Origin of the sequence: Oceanotoga sp., from assembly GCF_030445905.1 — a bacterium.
Taxonomy (GTDB): domain Bacteria; phylum Thermotogota; class Thermotogae; order Petrotogales; family Petrotogaceae; genus Oceanotoga; species Oceanotoga teriensis.
Genome location: NZ_JASUSU010000022.1, coordinates 1 through 18,676, shown reverse-complemented (window position 1 = coordinate 18,676; position 18,676 = coordinate 1). Strand labels below are relative to the sequence as shown.

The window sequence follows — 18,676 nt, the reverse complement described above, 5'->3', positions numbered from 1 at the left end:
ACTCCTTTTTATTAGAGGTTTTTTAATCACATAGTATTTTTTTTATGAAATTTATTAATTGTTTTTCTTCTTTAAATTTTGTAAATTCTTCTCTAATATTTAGATTTCTCATCATATAGAATAAATCATCTAAAAAGAACATATGAGAATTTTTATTATTTGTCGCAAAACAAAATAATATATTTACACTTCGGCCATCCGGAAAGTATACCGGTTCTTTTAAGACTAAAATACTCATTACAAAGTTTTTTAATTCTGGTTCGATAGAACCATGTGGTATTGCTACACCTTCATCAAATACGATATAAGTACCGTATTCTTTTACTATTCTTTGCATTTGATTTATATAGTCTTGTTTTTTTATTCCTTTTAAAGGTAGTAGTTCACCACCTTTTGCTATAGCATCTTCCCAATTTTCAGCTTTTTGAATTATTTTTACATTTTGTTCATTTATAAAATTTGATATATTTTTTACATTTGATTTTAAATTGTTTATAAATATATTTGGATATTTTTTATATAATCTTTCGGCAAGTAATTCTTTGTTTTTTATTTTTTGTGAACTTTCTATTATTTCAAATATTTCTGTTATTTTTATTTTCGAATGATTTCTTTCTATTTTGTATTCATCTAATTTTTCTATTACATCATTTTCTTTGAAAGGATCTATTTTTATTATTGGTTTTTCCGTTTTTGTATTTATATTTATCGTACTTAGTATTATGTCTATATTTTTATATTGTTTTAAAGCATCTTGAAGCTTATGATTTGGTATCGTATCTATTATGTCTACTTTGAAATTTTCTAATATTGTTTTTTCTAATAATTTTGATGTACCATAACCAAGTCCACATACTAGTAGTATTCTCACATTTTTTTTGTTTATATTTCTTTGTATCGCCGCTTTAAAATGATAAGCTAATAATATTATTTCTTCTTCTGGAAATTTTATTTTTAAGTTTTTTTCTGCTATCTTTATTAATTTTTTTGTTTTTTCTATAACAGGAGTTTCTTTTATCACAAAGTCTTCTATTATCATATTATCTAATTTTAACCCTCTCATTATTCTATACAATGTAGGTTTTATATGATATATTAAAAAATCGAATAATATCTTGTCATTACTTATGTCTATTTCTGACATTTTATTGAATGTATTTATTAACATTTTAACCAATATTTCAACATGTATCCAATTTTCAAGAAAATAATCGTTATTATGCGATATTGTCATTCCCATTATATAGTCAGTTATTTCAAGTATTTCTTCTTTTGTAAATTCATATTTTATTTTTTTTGATAAGATTTTTATATCTTTTTCTATTATTTTATATTCTTGAGTATCTTTCAAAAAACTTTCATATAATTCTCTATTTTCTATGTCACAATTTTTTTTAAGCATTATCAATATTATTTTTAAAAATATTATTTTATATGATTCAACTGTGAGTTCTATTTGTAATTTTTTTTCTATATTTTTCAAAAATTCTTTTATACTTATTTTTATATTTTTAGGTAATTTTTCAAGAAATAATTCATTTATTTTATTTTGAAATGAGTCTTCTATATTATCTTTTATAAAATATTTACAAAATTTATTTAATCTGTTGTATATATAATCATTCAAAGTACTTTTATTTCCTTCTATGTAATAACCTATTTTTTGTGAATACTTGAAATGTATATTATATTTTAATAATTTTTGCATCAAATAATTGAAATCATTTTTTATCGTTGTTCTTGATACCATAAGTTCTTCTGATATTCTTGTAAGGTTTAAACTATCTTCTAAACATAAATATAATTCCATTAGATCTAATCTTTCATTTTGAGTTAATAATCTTATATCATAAAATATATTTTGTATTTTTTGAAAGTCTTGATCTGTATCCATAAAATAAAGACTATTTTTTGTATATATTTTTGATAGTCCTTTTATGTTTAGAAAATCGTTTATATTTTTTATATTTTGTCTTATAGTTCTTTCTGATACATTGTATTTTTCAGAAAGTTCTTCAGAACTTATTTTTTTATTTTCTATAAGAAATTTAATTATTTCTAATTCTCTTTGATTTAACATTTTGATCACCGTTTTAATTATAGTTGTAAATTAGGTTACAGTCAATTTACATTCTTTTGCCATTTTTTTGGAAGGTTTTTTATAGTCTATTCCAAAATTCACCAAAAAGACCAATTATAAGCGATTAAATAAAAATAGAGCTATTTAATATAAAATAGCTCTATTTCATTTTTTGTCTTTTTATATGTATTTTTTGTATAGTTCATATTTTTTATCTTTTAAGTAATTACTTCTTTTTCCTTCATATTGGAATGGATTTATTTTATGTATTATCATTTTTTCTTTATTTGTTTCTTCTTTTATTTCTATTTCACCTTTTTTATTCCAAACAGCTATTCCACCTCCCAATATTTGATCATCTTTATAAAATATGTTATTACAAGCTATTATGTATAATTGATTATCATATGCTCTTGCCATCATATATTTATTCCATATTTTTAATCTCATATTTGCATTTATATATGATGCATGAGGCGAAAATATTATTTTTACATTATTTTTTGCATATATTGAAGATAATTCAGGAAAATGCATATCATAACATATTCCAAAAGCAATTGATATTTTTTCTTTTTTACTTTGTATTTGGAATATTGGAATTTCATTTCCTTCGTTAAAATATTTTTTTTCATTTTTACCTAAGTGTATTTTTTTATATATTTTTTCTTCTTTATCTTTGTTTATTAATTTATGTGTTATATATTTTTTATCATTTGTTTCATGAATAGTTCCATACAATATATTCATTTGATACTTTAATGCTTGTTCTTTTAATATTTGTTCTTGTTCATATGTGCTTTTATAATTGCTAATTTGATTAAGATCATAACCAATTAATGATAACTCTGGGAATAATATTGTGTCACAATTATTCTCATGAGCTTTTTTTATATATTGTATATGTTTTTCTAAGTTTTGGTTTATATCATTGAATTTAGAATACATTTGAACTATTGATAATTTTATTTTTAAGCCTCCTTTATATATCTAATGTTTTTATTAAAAAATTTTTACCAATTTCTATATTTTGATCATCTGGCAAAAAATTTGGCGAATGAAGTCCATAATGATTTTCTATTTTAGTTCCCAACCAAAACATTATTGATGGATATTCTTGACTGATAAATCCAAAATCTTCTCCAGTAAATTTGTAATCACATTTTCTAATTTCAGGTATTTTTTTGATAATTTTTTGATATAATATTTCATCATTTTTTACTTCTTTATAAAATGAGCCTTTTTCAATTTTATAATCTATTTTCATTTCGTTTTTTATTTCTTCTAATATTTTTTCTATTTCTTTATATATTATTTCAGCATTTTTAGATTTTTTTGTTCTTATTGTTCCTTCTATTTTAGCTTTTTCTGGTATTACATTTCTTATATTACCAGATTTTAATTTTCCCATTGCAAATATATATTTTTCAGGATTTTCTATTGTTTTACTTTTTTGTATTAAATTTATCATTGCTTCCATTGCATTTATACCATCTTCAGGAAATGCACAATGAGCAGCTTTACCAATAATTTCTATGTTTACTTCCATTGCAGATGAGAATAGTATATCATCATTGGTATATAATGTCCCTTTTTCATATTCATCTGTTACATGAAGAGCATGTGCTCTTTCTATTGAAAATTTTTTTAATATTCCCGTTTGAAGTATTTTTAAAGCTCCACCACCAGTTTCTTCTCCGGGTTGAAATAATAATAATATGTTTTTTTGTATTTCATTTTTTAATAAGTATTCTAATAGTCCATAGAGTATAGATGTGTGTACATCATGTCCACATGCATGCATTTTTCCATTTTTTGATTTGTATTCATATTCTGTAGTTTCTTTTATTTCTAATGCATCTATATCAGCCCTATATAGTACGTAATTTCCTTCTCCATAACTATATTCTACTATTAATCCCGTTTCCAAAGGTGTATATATTTTTAATTCTTTTTTATAGTATTTCGAAAGAGCTTTTATTTGGTTTTTTAAATATTTTGTAGTTTCTTTTTCTTCGAATGAGATTTCAGGATTCATATGAAGATGATGCCTTATTTCTTCAGCACTTTTTATCATATTACACTCTCCAATTTTTTTATTATTTCATCTATCTCATCTTTTGTAGTATTTAAAGGAGGTAATAATCTTATAGTTTTATTTTTTATTATATTTAATAATATTCCATTTTCATAAGCTTTTTGTTTTAATTCAGGATCTTCTTTTATTATTTCTACTCCTATCATAAATCCTTTTCCCCTTATTTGTTTTACTTTTGAGAGCTTTGATAATTTATTCATAAAATAAGGAGATAGTTCATTTACATTTTGCATCAATTCGTTTATATTTTCTATGAGATAGTTTGCAGCACTTATAGCTACTGGATTTGGTGCAAATGTTGTTCCATGATCTCCTTTTTGTAATATATCTGCATATTTTTCTGTGAATATTGTTGCACCAAGTGGTAATCCTCCGCCAAGTGCTTTTGCTGATGTTATTATATCAGGTTTTATATTAAAATTTTCATATGAATAAAATTTTCCTGTTCTTCCAAGTCCACTTTGTATTTCATCAGCTATTAATACAAAATTGTATTTTTCTTTTAAGTCATTTATAGTATTAGCAAATTCTTGATTTATTGGATTTACTCCACCTGATCCTTGTATAGTTTCTATGTATAAAGCTATTATTTGTTCTGCATTTTTATCAAAATATTGTTTTAATTTTTTTGAATCATTAAAAGGTAATTCTACAGTATTTTCATATAATGGATAAAATGGTTTTTTTAGATTTTCAAATCCATTTATTGATAAAGCTCCTAGTGTTCTTCCATGAAATGAATTTGTAAAGTAAATTATTTTATTTTTTTGTTTCGTTGATATTTTTTTTATTGCTTTTAAAGAAGCTTCTATTGCTTCTGCTCCAGAATTTGAGAAATATATTTTTGATTTTTTATCCACTCTTTTTGATATTTTTTCACTTACTTGAAGTATTTCTTTATCTAAAATTAAATTTGATATATGTATAAACTTCTTCATTTTATTTTCCATTGTTTCTATTAATGGTTTATAGCTATGGCCAAATGCATTTACTCCTATTCCAGAAAAAGTATCTATGTATTTATTCCCTTTTATATCATATATATACATTCTATCTGTATTTTGAATTTCTATATCAAATGAATCATACATTTTTAAATAATTCATAAGCTAAACTCCTCTGCTATATTCTTTATCGCTTTTGATAAATTTGTTTCATCTATTAAAGCAGATATTTTTATTTCTGATGTTGTTACAAGAGTTATAGGTATTTTATCTAATGATTTAAAAAATCTCATTGCAACTCCTTTGCTACTTCTCATTCCAACTCCAACTACAGATATTTTTGTTAAATTATATCTATAGCTTAATTTCACATCTTTAAATTCTTTTAAATGTGTTTTTAAAAATTCGTCCATATCTGCTTTATCATTTTCAACTATACTAAATGAAACATTTATTTTATCATTTGCATTTATTATGGATATCATATCTACATTGAAACTTTTTTCTGTTGTTATTTTAAATATTTCATTTATTAAACTATAATTTATTGGTAAGTTTATTATATTAACTTGTGTTTGACCTCTGTCAACACTTAATCCTGTAACTACTGAGTCTTCTATGCCTGGCATTATATAACTGCCCTCCTCTTCACTAAATGTTGCTCCACAATATATTATTGTTTTATATTTTTTGGCTATTTCAACAGATCTATAATGTAATACTTTTGAGCCAAGTCTTGACATTTCTAACATTTCATCATAATTAACTTTTTTAATTTTTTTTGCATTCGGATATAATTTAGGATCTATTGTATATATACCAGGGTAATCACTATATATTTCACATTTTGCATTTAAAGAGGAAGCTAATGCTACTGCTGATGTATCTGAGCCACCTCTTCCGAGTGTTGTTAGATCACCATTTTGATTAATTCCTTGAAATCCTGTTATAACAAGTACTTGATAATTTTCTAAATGATTTAATATATTTTTTGTATCAAATTTTTCTATTTTTGCGTGATTGTATTCATTATTTGTATATATCCCAGCTTGATATGCATTTAAAGATTTTGCTTTTATTTTTATTTCGTTTAATGCTATTGATAATAATGAGGCAGATATTTGTTCTCCTGTAGTTAAAAGCATATCTAATTCTCTAAGATTTGGTTTTTTGGATATTTCTTTTGATAATTTGAGGAGATTGTCTGTAGTTTTTCCCATAGCCGATACTACTATTATTAATTTATTGTTTTCTTTTATCTTTTCTTTTATTTTTTTTGCTATTTGTTTTATTTTTTCACTGTCAGCAACAGATGATCCACCATATTTTTGTACTATTATATTCATTGTTTCATCTCCTATAAATTTCTGAGTTCTTCCATTATTTGAGTTTTATTTTTTGTTTCTATGTCTATTTTTTTTATTTTTTTTGCTGGCACTCCTGCTACTACAGTATTTTCTTCAACATTTTTAGTAACTATAGATCCTGCAGCTATTACAGAATTTTTCCCTATTTTTACACCTTCTAATATTACTGCATTCGCTCCAACTAACACATTATCTTCTATTATCACTGGTTGAGCACTTGGTGGTTCTATAACTCCAGCTATTACAGCTCCGGCTCCTATATGACAATTTTTTCCTATTTGTGCTCTTCCTCCAATTACTACATTCATATCTATCATTGTTTTTTCTTCTATTTTTGCCCCTATATTTATTACAGCACCCATCATTATCACACAATTACTACCTATTTCAACCATTTCTCTTATATTAACTCCAGGTTCTATTCTTGCATTATATTTTGAATAATCTGCAAGTGGTATAGCTGAATTTTTTCTATCATATTCTATTTTAAATTTTTTTATTTTTTCTTTATTTTCTTGATATATTTTTTGAAAAATTTTTTCTTCAATAAATAATATTCCATTTTTTTCATCACCATAATAATTCTCTTCTTTTTCTAAAAAATTTAAGTCGCCTTTTAGATAAACTTTTAAAGGTGTTTTTTTCTCTGAATTTGATATATATTCTATTATTTGAAATGAGTCCATTTTTAACCCTCCATAACATTTTTGAATGTGTAATATCCATTTTTTTTATCTTTTATATAATTTACAGATTTTAATACTCCTCTTGCGAATACATCTCTTGTAAGTGCTTGATGTTTTATAGTTATTATTTCTTCAAGAGAAGAAAAATTTATTTCATGTTCTCCAAATACATTTCCTAATCTTTTAGAAGTTATATTTATTTCTTGGTCTAAAGAATTTTTTATCATTATTGCCGTTCCTGAAGGTTTATCTACTTTAAATCTATGATGTATTTCTGATATTTCTTTATCCCAATCTAGTGTTTGTTTGTTTATCATTTGAGCTGCTTTTATTAATAATTGTATTCCTATAGAGTAATTATAACTTTGTATTATAGCTGTATTTTGAGATATTTGTTTTAATTTTTCTATGTCTTTTTGTTCTAATGCTGTAGTTCCTATTATTAATTTTGATTTATATTTTTGTGTTTTTTCTATTACCTTATCTATAAGGCTTTTATTTGAAAAATCTATTATTAATTGAGGTATATCTATTTCTTCTTCTATGTTTTTATCTAATTTATATACAAGTTGGTGATTTTCTTCATCCATCAACTTTTTTATCGAATTTCCCATTTTTCCTTTATACCCTATTAATCCATATTTCATATTATTTCAACTCTTTTCATTTCTTTTTTTATTTTTTCTTCTAATTCTTTAGTAACAGATATTAATGGTAATCTTAATGTGTTTTCTGTTTTATATTTTAAACTCATAGCATATTTTATCGGTATTGGATTTACTTCTTCAAACATCATATTCATTAAATTTAAATATTTATTATTTATTTCTAATGCTTCTTCATATTTTTTTTGTAAAATATTTTCTGTCATTTTTGATATTTGTTTCGGTATTAAATTTGATATAACTGATATAACTCCATCACCACCATTAGCCATTATAGGTATTATTTGATCATCATTTCCAGAGTAAAGGTATTTATTTTTAGGCTTTTCATTTAATATTTTATTTATTTGAGATATATTTCCACTTGCTTCTTTTATTCCTATTATATTTTCTATATTTTTCAAAAGTTTTATTGTAGTTTTAGGTTCTATGTTTAATCCTGTTCTTGATGGTACATTGTATAGTACTATAGGTAATTTTGTATTTTGAGATATATATTTATAATTTTCATATAGTCCATTTTGTGTAGTTTTATTGTAATATGGGGTAACAATTAATAATCCATCAGCATTTAATTCTTCAGCTATTTTATTATTTTTTAAAATTTTTTTTGTATCGTTTGATCCTGTTCCTACTATTATTGGTATTTTTTTATTGGTTATTTCGATAGCTTTTTTTATTATTTCATATTTTTCTTTTTCATTTATGGTTGGCGATTCACCAGTAGTACCAAGTATTACAAGTGCATTTATATTGTTTTCTATTTGATCATTTATTAATTTTTCAAAGTTTTTTATATCTAATTCTTTTTCTTTATTAAAAGGTGTTATTAACGCGGTTGCTGTGCCTTTAAACATTTTTATACCTCCATTATAGTTTGTATATAGTCTTCAAATGTTTCTTTTCTTCTTATTTTTTTTATATTATCTTTTTCTATTAGATATTCTGCTGATTTTAATTTAGCATTATAATTAAATCCCATTGAAAAACCATGTGCTCCAACATCTTTTATTATTAATAGATCTTCTTTTTGAACTTTTGGTAATAATCTGTCTATTGCAAATTTATCATTGTTTTCACATAATGATCCAACTATGTCATATTTTTGTATATTCTCTTTTCTTTGTTCTAAATCTTTGTTTATTATTTCTATTTCATGATATGCTCCATACATTCCAGGTCTCATAAGATTTTGCATTCCGGCATCTACCCCAATATATGTTTTATATGTTTTTTTTATATTTATTACTTTAGTTATTAAATATCCGGCATTATTTGTTATGTATCTTCCACTTTCCATATATATTTTTGGAGTATTTTCAAATTTTTTAAAACTTTTTGAATATATTTCTTGCGTTTTTTTGCCAAGCTTTTGAATATCTATTTGTTTTTCTCTATTTTCATAGTTATATCCAATTCCACCGCCTAAATTTATAAAATCTAATTCTATTTTTAAATCTTCTTTTATTTGACTTACAAAATCGAATATATATTTGTATACTTTTAACAAAGTTTCTATTTTTAATTCATTTGATACCATCATTGTATGTAATCCAATTTTTTTTATTCCAATTTGTTTTATTTGTTTTAAACCTTCTTTTATCTGTTCTGGAGTATTGCCAAATTTTGACTGTTCAGGATTTCCTATTATTCCATTTCCAACTTTTAGAAGTGGGGTTATTCTCATACTTATTGTTTCTGGTTTTTGCTTTATTTTTTTTATCATGGTTATATGTTTATAATCATCTATATTTATTATACATTCATTTTTTATTGCATATTTATATTCTTCTTCTGTTGTATTATTAGAAGTAAAAAATATATCTTGACCTTTATAATCAACCATTTTTGCAAGTTTTATTTCATTTATTCCACTACAATCAACACCACATTGTTTATTTTTCATTATTTTTAATATATGAGGATTAGGTGTAGCTTTTACTGCAAAATATTCTTTGAAATCTGCCCAATTAAATGCTTCTTGAAGATTTTTTATATTTTCTTCTATTTGTTCTTGAGAGTATATATAATATGGAGTTTTTTCAACTTTATTTATTTGTTTTATAGCATTATATATTTTCTTCATGATCAACACCATTTATTTTCATATGCTCTAACATTATTCTTATAGCATTTGTTGCAGCTCCAACTCTTAAATTATCTGCAACTATCCATAATGCATATTCTTTTTCTTTTATTTGCCTAATTCTACTTACATATGTTATGTTACTATTTTCAACATCTTTAGGGGTCAATAAATCATTTTCATATATTTTTACATGCTCCGATTTTAATATATATTCTTTTATTTCTTCTTTATTTGTATCTTTTTTTGTTTTTATATAAACACTTTCTGAATGGCCGTAAATAACCGGTACCCTTATTGCAGTAGGAATAATATGAATTTTTGAATTAAATATCTTATTTGTTTCTTTTATAAGTTTTTCTTCTTCTGTTGTAAAATCATTTTCTAATGTTTCTCCTATTATTGGTATTAAGTTTTTGTCTATTTGTTTTGAAAATATTTTTTTATCATTTTTTATATTTCCTGACTGTTCAATAAGTTCTTTTATTGCAAGATTACCAGCACCTGAAACGGCTTGATATGTTGATACTACTATCGTTTTTATTCCTATGTTTTTTTGTATTTGATTCAAAGCTAATACCATTTGTATAGTAGAACAGTTTGGATTTGATATTATTCCTTTATATTTTTTTAATAAATGCTTGTTTATTTCAGGAACTACAAGTGGAATTTTCTTTTGCATTCTAAAAGCCGATGAATTATCTATCACTACACTTCCATGTTTTGCAGCAATAGGAGCATATTTTTTTGATACGGATGCTCCTGCAGAAAATAATACATAATCATATTCCTCATTAAAACTTTCTTGATTTAATTCTTTTACAATTATTTCTTTTTCTTTAAATTTTATTTTTTTCCCTTTTGATCTTAAACTTGAATAAAGATCTATTTTTTCAATTTTTATTTTTAATTCTTCTAATATTTTTACCATATTTTCCCCAACCGCTCCTGTTGCACCAACTACCGCTATTTTCATTTTTACACCTCCAAAAAAAACTCTCTACGATTAACGTAGAGAGTTTATTATATAAAAAATATTTTTATATGATTTTTACGGCTCTCCACGAAATTGATTCGTGACAGTTGTATGATTGTTTATCATACACCCAAAAAATAGTTTGAGAATTCTATTTTCTTCGGCAATCTCGCCTTTCAAATCATTTCAAAGCTTTTCTCAATGCTCCATGATTTTACTTTTCTCGATTGCGCCTCCGTTTTTTATTTACTTGTATGTATATATAAATAACATAGTATTTTGACTTTTTCATTACTTAAATTTTAACATATGATTTTTTGAAATATTTTTCATTATTATTCAATATAATTTTCAGGTATTGTAAATATCTGATTTGGATATATTAAATCTGGATTTTTTATGTTATTTTCTTCGGCTATTTTCATATATTCTATTCCATACATTCTTGAAATTTTTAATAACCAATCACCTTTTATAACTTTATATTTTAAGATTATATTTTTTGCAAGATCTTTTATATTTTCCCATTTTACGGATGTATAAGGATCTACTTCTATTTTTTTATCTTCTATTAATTTCATCATTTTATGCCATTTTACTAAATTCCAATTATTTCCTATTATATTCCAATTATCATCTTTTGTTGGAAATATTATTCCATTTTTTTCTTCTTTTATATATCTTATTATCATTTCTCTTATATTTTCATCTTCTAATAAAGTTGTATAGTCTGATTTTGCTATTACTTTTGGTAATTCTTCTTGAAATATTATCCCTGGAGTCAATAATTGTGTATTAGCTCTATAATTATTGACAGCTATATTTATTTTATCTTTTTCTTTTATTTCTTCATCATTCATATATTTTAAATTTTTTATTCTATTTCCATTTGGTTGAGATATGTCTATTTGATATTTTATTCCTGTAAACATGTCATACAAATATCCGGGTCTTTGAGTAAAAGATATTGTTAAATCATCATTCTGATATTGATTATAAAACTCTACACTCCATTCCATATACTCTTTCAATTGTTTACCTGTCATTTGTAATACATATAAAGTATTATCAAATTTGTATATTTTTGATATATCAGCTTTTGTAATAGATCCTTTTTTTATATTTGCATCTTCTCTAAATGCAGCAGCAGCAGATATAAAAACATTTTGTTCTGTTAATTTGTTTGCATAGTATATTTGAACTTTATTTATTAAATCTATCATTGCTGATGGTTCAAGCCATACTTGAGGTATATTTTCTATTTGATTTGGTTCTACAAGATCTCCTCCCATTAAAGTTCCTATTACTGTATCAGCATCTTTTAAGGCTTTTTCATGGTATGGTTTTAATATTTTTACAATTTCCGGATCCGGTTCTATTGTTTTTTCTTTTGTCTGTATGTCTATTAAACTTATTTTTATATCTTCTTCTCTATTTTTTATTTCATATTTTCCATTTTCTTTTGTGAAAGTAACTTCTATTTTTGCTAAGGTTTCTCCCCATTTTCCAGGCTCTATTATAGGAATCATTTTTTCTTTAATTTGATTTTGTGGTTTTTCATATATTTGACCATTTGAATAATAATATGATTGAATTTTCTTATGGTCATGTCCAAATATAAGTGCATCTATCTCTTGATTTTTATTCAGGATATTTTTTATTCCTGTAATATCTTTTTCATCTGTTTTCATTCCTATATGATTTACAGATAATATAAAATCTACATTTTCTTTAATTTCATTTATTATTTTTTTTGTCTCTATTGCTGGATCTGTAACTGTATAACCATTTAAATTTTCTCTATCCCATTTCATTATATCCGGATGGGTTGTTCCTATTATTCCTATTTTTATTCCATCTTCTATTTCTAATATTGTATATGGTTTTACAAGTCTATTACCACTTTCATCATATATATTCGATGAAATTACTTCATTTTTGAACTCTTTAATTATTTTTTTTAATGGTTCTATACCAAAGTTAAATTCATGATTTCCAAGTATCCAAGCATCATAATTTATGTAATTCATAGCTTCTATTATAGGATTTTTTGTTTCATTTATAAATATATCAGCATAATTATCTTGTATTGTATCTCCAGCATCTACAACTATTGTATTTGGATTTTTTGTTCTTATTTCTTTAACTATTGTAGAAATTTGAGCTAATGATCCTTTTTTATTTTCACTTCTTATAGCATATTCATAAGGCATAAATCTTCCATGTATATCACTCGTAGCTATTATTATCATATTTATTTTTTTGCCGTTATCTGAATATTCTATTTTTTGTTGTATATTTGTAGACTCATCAGTTATTTCATCAATTTTTAATTTATCATCTGTGGATTCATCACTTATTTCATTATTTATTTTTTGATCATCTTCATAGAGTTTTTGGAGATTTGTATCTTCATTTTGACTTTTTATCTGTTCTTCCTTGTTTGAATTCATATTTAATACAGAGAATAATATTATCAATATAATAACTATTATTATAGATAATATTAGCCATATTTTATTATTTTTCTTTGCCATAAAAATCTCCCCCTTATTTTCATTAGAATAATATTATAATTTAGTATATTTTTAATTGATATACATTAATTATACATTAACCTTATGAGTGTATCAACTATACAATTTTAAAATTTTTTATTTTATTCCATATTTTTTATTAATCTCTATGTTATAATTCTATTATATATCATATTTTCGTTAAGGGAGTATTTTTTATGAAAGACTTTTTTAGAGAACTATGGAAACCTATTTTGTTAATATCAATAGTTCTGTTTTTTATGATCATTGGAAGCACTATGGATGTAGAGAAATATTTGAATATTTTACTTAATTTCATTAATTCTTTCTCCAATAATAATTTTATTATTTATTCAATAATATTCATTATTGCTGTTATAATGGCTGTTCCTGGTTCTATATTGTTTGTTTTAACTTCTATTAATTTTGGAAGTTTTTATGGTTTTTTTATTAATTCTTTTTCCTCTACATTGGGAGCTTGTTTTGCCTTTTTAATTTCAAGGTATTTTGCTCAAGATTCTATTAAAAATTTTTTGTCTAAAAAACCTAATTATAATAAAATATACGAATTAACTGCCTCAAAAGGAACTACTTTTATAGCAATTACACGGTTAATTCCTATTTTTCCATTTAATTTAATGAATTATATTTTTGGATTGACTAAAGTTGATTTTTATAAATATGCTTTTTGGACTTGGATTACTATGATGCCAAATATTTTATTGTATACATTAGCTGCTGATATAATAAAAGGATTTTTAACTGGGAAAACTTTATCTATAATAGGATTTATAGTTATAATTGGAAGTATTTTTTTACTTCATTTTGTGACTCAAAAAATTAAAGATAATATTTGAATTTAAAATAAAAAAAGTTGGAATTAATTCCAACTTTTTTTATACTCCTTCTTTTAAAAATTTAAATTGTGTCATATATAATTCATAATATTTTCCTTGTTTTTCCATTAATTGCATATGTGTTCCCATTTCTTCTATTTCTCCATTATCTATATAAAATATTTTATCACAATCTCTTATAGTTGATAATCTATGAGCTATTATGAAAGATGTTCTATTTTTTAATAGTTCTTTTATTCCTTGCTGGACTTTTTGTTCTGTTTCTGTATCTATGTTTGAAGTTGCTTCATCAAGTATTAATATTTTTGGATTTGCTATCATAGCTCTTGTTAAAGAAATTAATTGTCTTTGACCTACTGATAATCTTGTTCCTCTTTCATTTACATTTGTATCATATTTTTTTTCTAAATTTTGTATGAAAGTATGAGAACCAATAGCTATTGATGATTTTACTATTTCTTTTTCATTTATATTTGGGTTTGAATAAATTATATTTTCTTTTATTGTAGTTGAAAATAAAAATGTATCTTGTAACATTATTCCCATTTGTTCTCTATAACTTTCTATTGAATAATCTTTTATATTTTTACCATCTACAAGTATTTGACCTTCGCTTGGATCATAAAATCTACTCAGCAAATTTATTATAGTAGTTTTTCCAGCTCCAGTTGGACCTACGAGTGCTATTGATTCTCCTTCTTTTACTTTAAAATTTATAGATTTCAAAACCTTTTTTTCTCTATCATAGGAAAAATTCACGTCTTTAAATTCAATTTCTCCTTTTATTTCAGGCATTTTATTTTCTTTTGTATCTTTAACTGATGGTTTTATATTAAATATTTCAAAAACTCTATCAGCTGCTGAAAAACTTGTTATTAAATTATTGTAAAAATTAGCTATATTGAATATAGGTCTCCAAAATATAGACATATACCATGTAAATGCAAATAATTCTCCTATTGTTAGTTGATTATTTTTTATTAGATTAAAACTATATGTATATATTATCACCAATCCAACTCCTTGAGAAATAAAGATTGCAGGATCTAAAAAATCTTGTAATCTTACTGCATGTATAAATGAATTTACCATTTCATCTACATAATTAAAAAATGTATTTTCTGCTTTTTTCTCTGCATTAAAAGCTTGTATTACCTTTATTCCAGAAAATTCTTCATGTGTGTATGAATTTAAATTAGACCTTTTTTTTCTGAAGTTCTCCCATCTTTTTCTAACAAGTATTTGAATTACTGCCAAAGTAATTATTAGCAATGGAATTACTAATAAAGTTACTATTGCTAATTTATAATTCATTATTAACATTATTATAGTCACTGTTATTATGGTCAATATTTCCGGAAAAAAATTAACTATTATTGAATGGAAAAAATTTTGTAATGAATTTATATCGCCTATTACTCTCGCTAATATTTTTCCAACAGGTCTTTCATCAAAAAAATCAAAAGATAATTTTTGTATGTGTTTATATAAATCATGTCTTATATTCACTACTATCTTATTTGTTATATCTCCCATTGTTACTATTCTATATCTAGATAATATTGAAGATATTATATTCAATATTATTCCAATTATCCCAATTATTAAAAGACCTTTTACATCAGAATTTTTTATGTAATTATCTATAGATATCTTTAATATGTATGGATTTAATAGATTTACAAACATTATTATTATCATAACAAATGTTATCAATATAATTGTTTTTTTAAATGGTTTTAAATATGAAAATAATCTTTTAAATAATTCTTTTCGAGACATTCTTATCGTTTTTTCATCTAATTTACTTGCATTATAGGCCATTATATCACCTCATCAATTTCTTCTTCTATAAAGTCTTTAAATTGTTGTAAATATATATTATAATATTTTCCTTTTTTGTCTATCAATTGCATATGTGTTCCAATTTCTTTTATTTCACCATCTTCAAGATATACTATTTGGTCTGCATTTTTTACAGCCGATATTCTATGTGCTATTATTATTTTTATTTGCTCTTTATTTAATTTATTTATATTTTTTAATACTTCATATTCAGTTTCCATATCTAATGCAGATGTTGCATCATCAAGCACTACAATTTTTGAATTTTTATTTAAAGCCCTCGCTATTGTAAGCCTTTGTTTTTGACCACCTGATAATCCTTGCCCTCTTTCACCTATTATTGTCTTTTCTTGATATTTTAATTTTTCTACAAATTCTTTTGAACCAGAATTTTCTAATATTTCATTTAATTTTATATCATTTTCATTTCCTGCAAGTTTTATATTCTCTTCTACTGATTCTGAAAAAAGAAAATTTTCTTGAAATACATAACTTATATTTTCTCTTAATTTTTTTAATGAGTAATTTCTTATATCTTCATTGTCTATATATATATTTCCTTTATCTATTTCGTAGAATCTTGCAATTAAGTTTACTAAAGAAGTTTTCCCAGATCCAGTAGGTCCTATTATAGCTAATGTTTGTCCTTTTTGTATTTTCAAATTTATATTTTTTAATATATATTTATCATTATATTTAAACCATACATTGTTAAATACTATTTTTGAATCTTTTATTTCTAAATCTTTTTTATTATCTACTATTTTAGGTTCATAATCTTTTATCTTTTGGATTTTTCTTGCTGATGAATTAGCTTGTGAAATAACATTCATAAACATTCCTACAGTTCTCATAGGCCATATTAAAAGCCATATATATTCTGTAAAAGCTAAGAGTGTACCTATAGTTATTTCTTCTTTAATTGTAAGCATTCCACCAAAAATTATCACAATTATCATAGTCATATTTCCAACTAATTCTATTGCTGGATAGTATTTTCCAAATATTCTTGTTTTTTTCATATTTAAATCATAATTTTGTTTATTAAGATTTAAAAATTTTAATACTTCTTTTTTTTCATTCGCATAAGCCTTTACAAGTCTTACTCCTGAAATATTTTCTTGTGCTGTTGTATTTATTTTTGCTGCTTGATCTGATATTTCATCATAGGATTTTGATATTTTATTTTCCATTTTTAAAGCTAAATAAAATATTATTGGCATTGTAATTACACTTAATATAGCTAATTTATAATTTAAATAAAATAATATAGTTGTTGCTGATATAAATGTAATTATTGCTTCACTTAAAAATCCTATTCCAAATCCTAAAGCATTCCATATATTTTCTGCATCTTCTCCTATTCTTGACATTAATTCTCCAGTATTTTTATTATCAAAAAATGAAAAATCATATTTTTGCATTTCCGAAAATAAATCTTTTTTTATATCTCCCATAACTTTAGTTCCTATATAATCAAATAAAAATTCTCTCGTATATGCAAAAATTGATTTTAATATCATTATTCCAATAAGTATTAATATTAATTTTAAAAATATATCATATTGTTGTTCAACAAATACTTTATCTACAAGAGTTTTTGTTATATAAGGGTTTAAGAGATCTAATCCCGTAAACCCTAACATTGCTAATATGGATATAAACGTAAATAATTTATATTTTTTTAAATATTTTAATATTTTAAACATTTTATTAAGCCACCTTTTTTTGAACTTTTATTTCTTCATATTTTAGTATTTGAAATATATTTATTTCAGTTTTTTTTATATCTTTTTTTATTTCTATATATTTTAATTTTTTCATATCTCTATCTCCTTAGAATTTTCTTATATTATCATAATGAATGTATTTATATATGTTTTCTATTTCTTTTTTTTGTTTTTTATTCAATATTTTTTCTAAGTATTTATTCATATTTTCACCTCAAATTTTTCGCGTAATTTCATATACTATGTTTTTATATTGATTCATTTTATCTATTAATTCGTTTTTTTGTTCTTTATTTAAATATTTTAATCTTTTCATTTCTTTTCCTCCCGTTAACTTTAATTTAATTAAATCTAATCAATAATCATTTCAAAAAAATTATTTTTTATATAACTTTATTTTTTAAAAAACTAATTAATTAATTTTTAATCACTTTTTTCATCATTTGTATCATCCCCTTAATTATTTTTAATAAAAAAAACCGTGACCATTTCGTCACGGTTTTTATACAAAAAAAGGCCGTGACTATAGATAGTCACGGCCTTTGATATTAGTTTAAAAAATTAAAACCTTCGAGGCAGAACTATCCCATGATTTTTGAGGATTGAGCAAATTAGCGATAAATTGGGACACTATTCCCGCAAATGCTAAAATATAATATCTTAATTTCAATAATCTTATCATAGTACTACCTCCTTTTATTTTTTTATTAGTATCTTTCTAAATTCTAAAAACGTTTATTTAAAGTAATTTTAAACGATGTTAAAAGGGATATTTACCTCCATAGGTTATAATTAAATTGTTAAG

Annotated in this window: 15 protein-coding genes and 1 riboswitch; of the genes, 1 reads left to right on the top strand and 14 read right to left on the bottom strand. The window is 23.4% G+C overall.

Annotated elements, in window-relative coordinates; all coding sequences use genetic code 11:
* Positions 1–22: 22 nt before the first annotated feature.
* The 11 genes from PWP28_RS07810 to PWP28_RS07760 form a co-directional block, all read right to left on the bottom strand.
* Positions 23–2,080: a BglG family transcription antiterminator gene (locus PWP28_RS07810; RefSeq protein ID WP_308644534.1), complete on the bottom strand. Its 2,058-nt coding sequence runs from the start codon at positions 2,078–2,080 to the stop codon at positions 23–25.
* 180 nt (positions 2,081–2,260) lie between these two features.
* A complete protein-coding gene (locus PWP28_RS07805) occupies positions 2,261–3,037 on the bottom strand; it encodes a carbon-nitrogen hydrolase family protein (protein WP_305081741.1) in 777 nt (258 codons plus the stop codon).
* Between the two features lie 25 nt (positions 3,038–3,062).
* Positions 3,063–4,157 carry an amidohydrolase gene (locus tag PWP28_RS07800; protein WP_308644533.1) on the bottom strand — a complete coding sequence of 365 codons (1,095 nt, stop codon included), beginning with the start codon at positions 4,155–4,157 and terminating at the stop codon, positions 3,063–3,065.
* Entirely contained in the window at positions 4,154–5,284 is a 1,131-nt protein-coding gene (locus PWP28_RS07795) for an aspartate aminotransferase family protein (protein WP_305081720.1), read from the bottom strand. Before PWP28_RS07795 ends, PWP28_RS07800 begins: the two co-directional genes overlap by 4 nt.
* The gene (locus PWP28_RS07790) at positions 5,281–6,468 is read right to left on the bottom strand and encodes an aspartate kinase (protein WP_308644532.1); all 1,188 of its coding nucleotides are present in this window, start codon (positions 6,466–6,468) and stop codon (positions 5,281–5,283) included. The genes PWP28_RS07795 and PWP28_RS07790 overlap by 4 nt, the downstream gene beginning before the upstream one ends.
* Before the next feature lie 11 nt (positions 6,469–6,479).
* Complete coding sequence (dapD, locus tag PWP28_RS07785; protein WP_308644531.1) at positions 6,480–7,175, bottom strand: 2,3,4,5-tetrahydropyridine-2,6-dicarboxylate N-acetyltransferase; 696 nt, start codon at positions 7,173–7,175, stop codon at positions 6,480–6,482.
* Between the two features lie 2 nt (positions 7,176–7,177).
* On the bottom strand, positions 7,178–7,822 hold the full coding sequence (locus PWP28_RS07780; RefSeq protein ID WP_308644530.1) for a dihydrodipicolinate reductase C-terminal domain-containing protein: 645 nt from the start codon (positions 7,820–7,822) through the stop codon (positions 7,178–7,180).
* A complete protein-coding gene (dapA, locus tag PWP28_RS07775; protein ID WP_109604513.1) occupies positions 7,819–8,697 on the bottom strand; it encodes a 4-hydroxy-tetrahydrodipicolinate synthase in 879 nt (292 codons plus the stop codon). The genes PWP28_RS07780 and dapA overlap by 4 nt, the downstream gene beginning before the upstream one ends.
* Before the next feature lie 2 nt (positions 8,698–8,699).
* Positions 8,700–9,926 carry a diaminopimelate decarboxylase gene (gene lysA, locus PWP28_RS07770; protein ID WP_308644529.1) on the bottom strand — a complete coding sequence of 409 codons (1,227 nt, stop codon included), beginning with the start codon at positions 9,924–9,926 and terminating at the stop codon, positions 8,700–8,702.
* Positions 9,910–10,902 carry an aspartate-semialdehyde dehydrogenase gene (locus PWP28_RS07765; protein ID WP_308644528.1) on the bottom strand — a complete coding sequence of 331 codons (993 nt, stop codon included), beginning with the start codon at positions 10,900–10,902 and terminating at the stop codon, positions 9,910–9,912. The genes lysA and PWP28_RS07765 overlap by 17 nt, the downstream gene beginning before the upstream one ends.
* A gap of 70 nt (positions 10,903–10,972) precedes the next feature.
* Positions 10,973–11,148: riboswitch (Lysine riboswitch) on the bottom strand.
* Between the two features lie 89 nt (positions 11,149–11,237).
* Positions 11,238–13,439 (bottom strand): 5'-nucleotidase C-terminal domain-containing protein, encoded by a 2,202-nt coding sequence (locus PWP28_RS07760; protein WP_308644527.1) that lies wholly within the window; start codon positions 13,437–13,439, stop codon positions 11,238–11,240.
* A 197-nt stretch (positions 13,440–13,636) separates the two neighbouring features.
* On the opposite strand from PWP28_RS07760, the gene PWP28_RS07755 reads away from it, so the two are divergent.
* Entirely contained in the window at positions 13,637–14,296 is a 660-nt protein-coding gene (locus tag PWP28_RS07755) for a TVP38/TMEM64 family protein (protein ID WP_109604509.1), read from the top strand.
* A 39-nt stretch (positions 14,297–14,335) separates the two neighbouring features.
* Here PWP28_RS07755 and PWP28_RS07750 read toward each other — a convergent pair whose 3' ends face one another.
* The 3 genes from PWP28_RS07750 to PWP28_RS07740 all read right to left on the bottom strand — a co-directional run bounded on the left by PWP28_RS07750 (position 14,336) and on the right by PWP28_RS07740 (position 18,553).
* Positions 14,336–16,120 (bottom strand): ABC transporter ATP-binding protein, encoded by a 1,785-nt coding sequence (locus PWP28_RS07750; RefSeq protein ID WP_264150288.1) that lies wholly within the window; start codon positions 16,118–16,120, stop codon positions 14,336–14,338.
* Positions 16,120–17,850 carry an ABC transporter ATP-binding protein gene (locus PWP28_RS07745; RefSeq protein WP_308644526.1) on the bottom strand — a complete coding sequence of 577 codons (1,731 nt, stop codon included), beginning with the start codon at positions 17,848–17,850 and terminating at the stop codon, positions 16,120–16,122. The genes PWP28_RS07750 and PWP28_RS07745 overlap by 1 nt, the downstream gene beginning before the upstream one ends.
* 574 nt (positions 17,851–18,424) lie before the next feature.
* Complete coding sequence (locus tag PWP28_RS07740) at positions 18,425–18,553, bottom strand: hypothetical protein (protein WP_264150290.1); 129 nt, start codon at positions 18,551–18,553, stop codon at positions 18,425–18,427.
* Positions 18,554–18,676: the final 123 nt, after the last annotated feature.

Excerpts from the sequence above, each read along its gene's own strand:
- lysA (WP_308644529.1), bottom strand. The coding sequence starts at position 9,926 with ATGAAGAAAATATATAATGCTATAAAACAAATAAATAAAGTTGAAAAA.
- PWP28_RS07800 (WP_308644533.1), bottom strand. The coding sequence starts at position 4,157 with ATGATAAAAAGTGCTGAAGAAATAAGGCATCATCTTCATATGAATCCT.
- PWP28_RS07810 (WP_308644534.1), bottom strand. The coding sequence starts at position 2,080 with ATGTTAAATCAAAGAGAATTAGAAATAATTAAATTTCTTATAGAAAAT.
- PWP28_RS07750 (WP_264150288.1), bottom strand. The coding sequence starts at position 16,120 with ATGGCCTATAATGCAAGTAAATTAGATGAAAAAACGATAAGAATGTCT.
- PWP28_RS07795 (WP_305081720.1), bottom strand. The coding sequence starts at position 5,284 with ATGAATTATTTAAAAATGTATGATTCATTTGATATAGAAATTCAAAAT.
- PWP28_RS07755 (WP_109604509.1), top strand. The coding sequence starts at position 13,637 with ATGAAAGACTTTTTTAGAGAACTATGGAAACCTATTTTGTTAATATCA.
- PWP28_RS07760 (WP_308644527.1), bottom strand. The coding sequence starts at position 13,439 with ATGGCAAAGAAAAATAATAAAATATGGCTAATATTATCTATAATAATA.
- PWP28_RS07740 (WP_264150290.1), bottom strand. The coding sequence starts at position 18,553 with ATGATAAGATTATTGAAATTAAGATATTATATTTTAGCATTTGCGGGA.
- dapD (WP_308644531.1), bottom strand. The coding sequence starts at position 7,175 with ATGGACTCATTTCAAATAATAGAATATATATCAAATTCAGAGAAAAAA.
- dapA (WP_109604513.1), bottom strand. The coding sequence starts at position 8,697 with ATGTTTAAAGGCACAGCAACCGCGTTAATAACACCTTTTAATAAAGAA.
- PWP28_RS07745 (WP_308644526.1), bottom strand. The coding sequence starts at position 17,850 with ATGTTTAAAATATTAAAATATTTAAAAAAATATAAATTATTTACGTTT.
- PWP28_RS07790 (WP_308644532.1), bottom strand. The coding sequence starts at position 6,468 with ATGAATATAATAGTACAAAAATATGGTGGATCATCTGTTGCTGACAGT.
- PWP28_RS07765 (WP_308644528.1), bottom strand. The coding sequence starts at position 10,902 with ATGAAAATAGCGGTAGTTGGTGCAACAGGAGCGGTTGGGGAAAATATG.
- PWP28_RS07780 (WP_308644530.1), bottom strand. The coding sequence starts at position 7,822 with ATGAAATATGGATTAATAGGGTATAAAGGAAAAATGGGAAATTCGATA.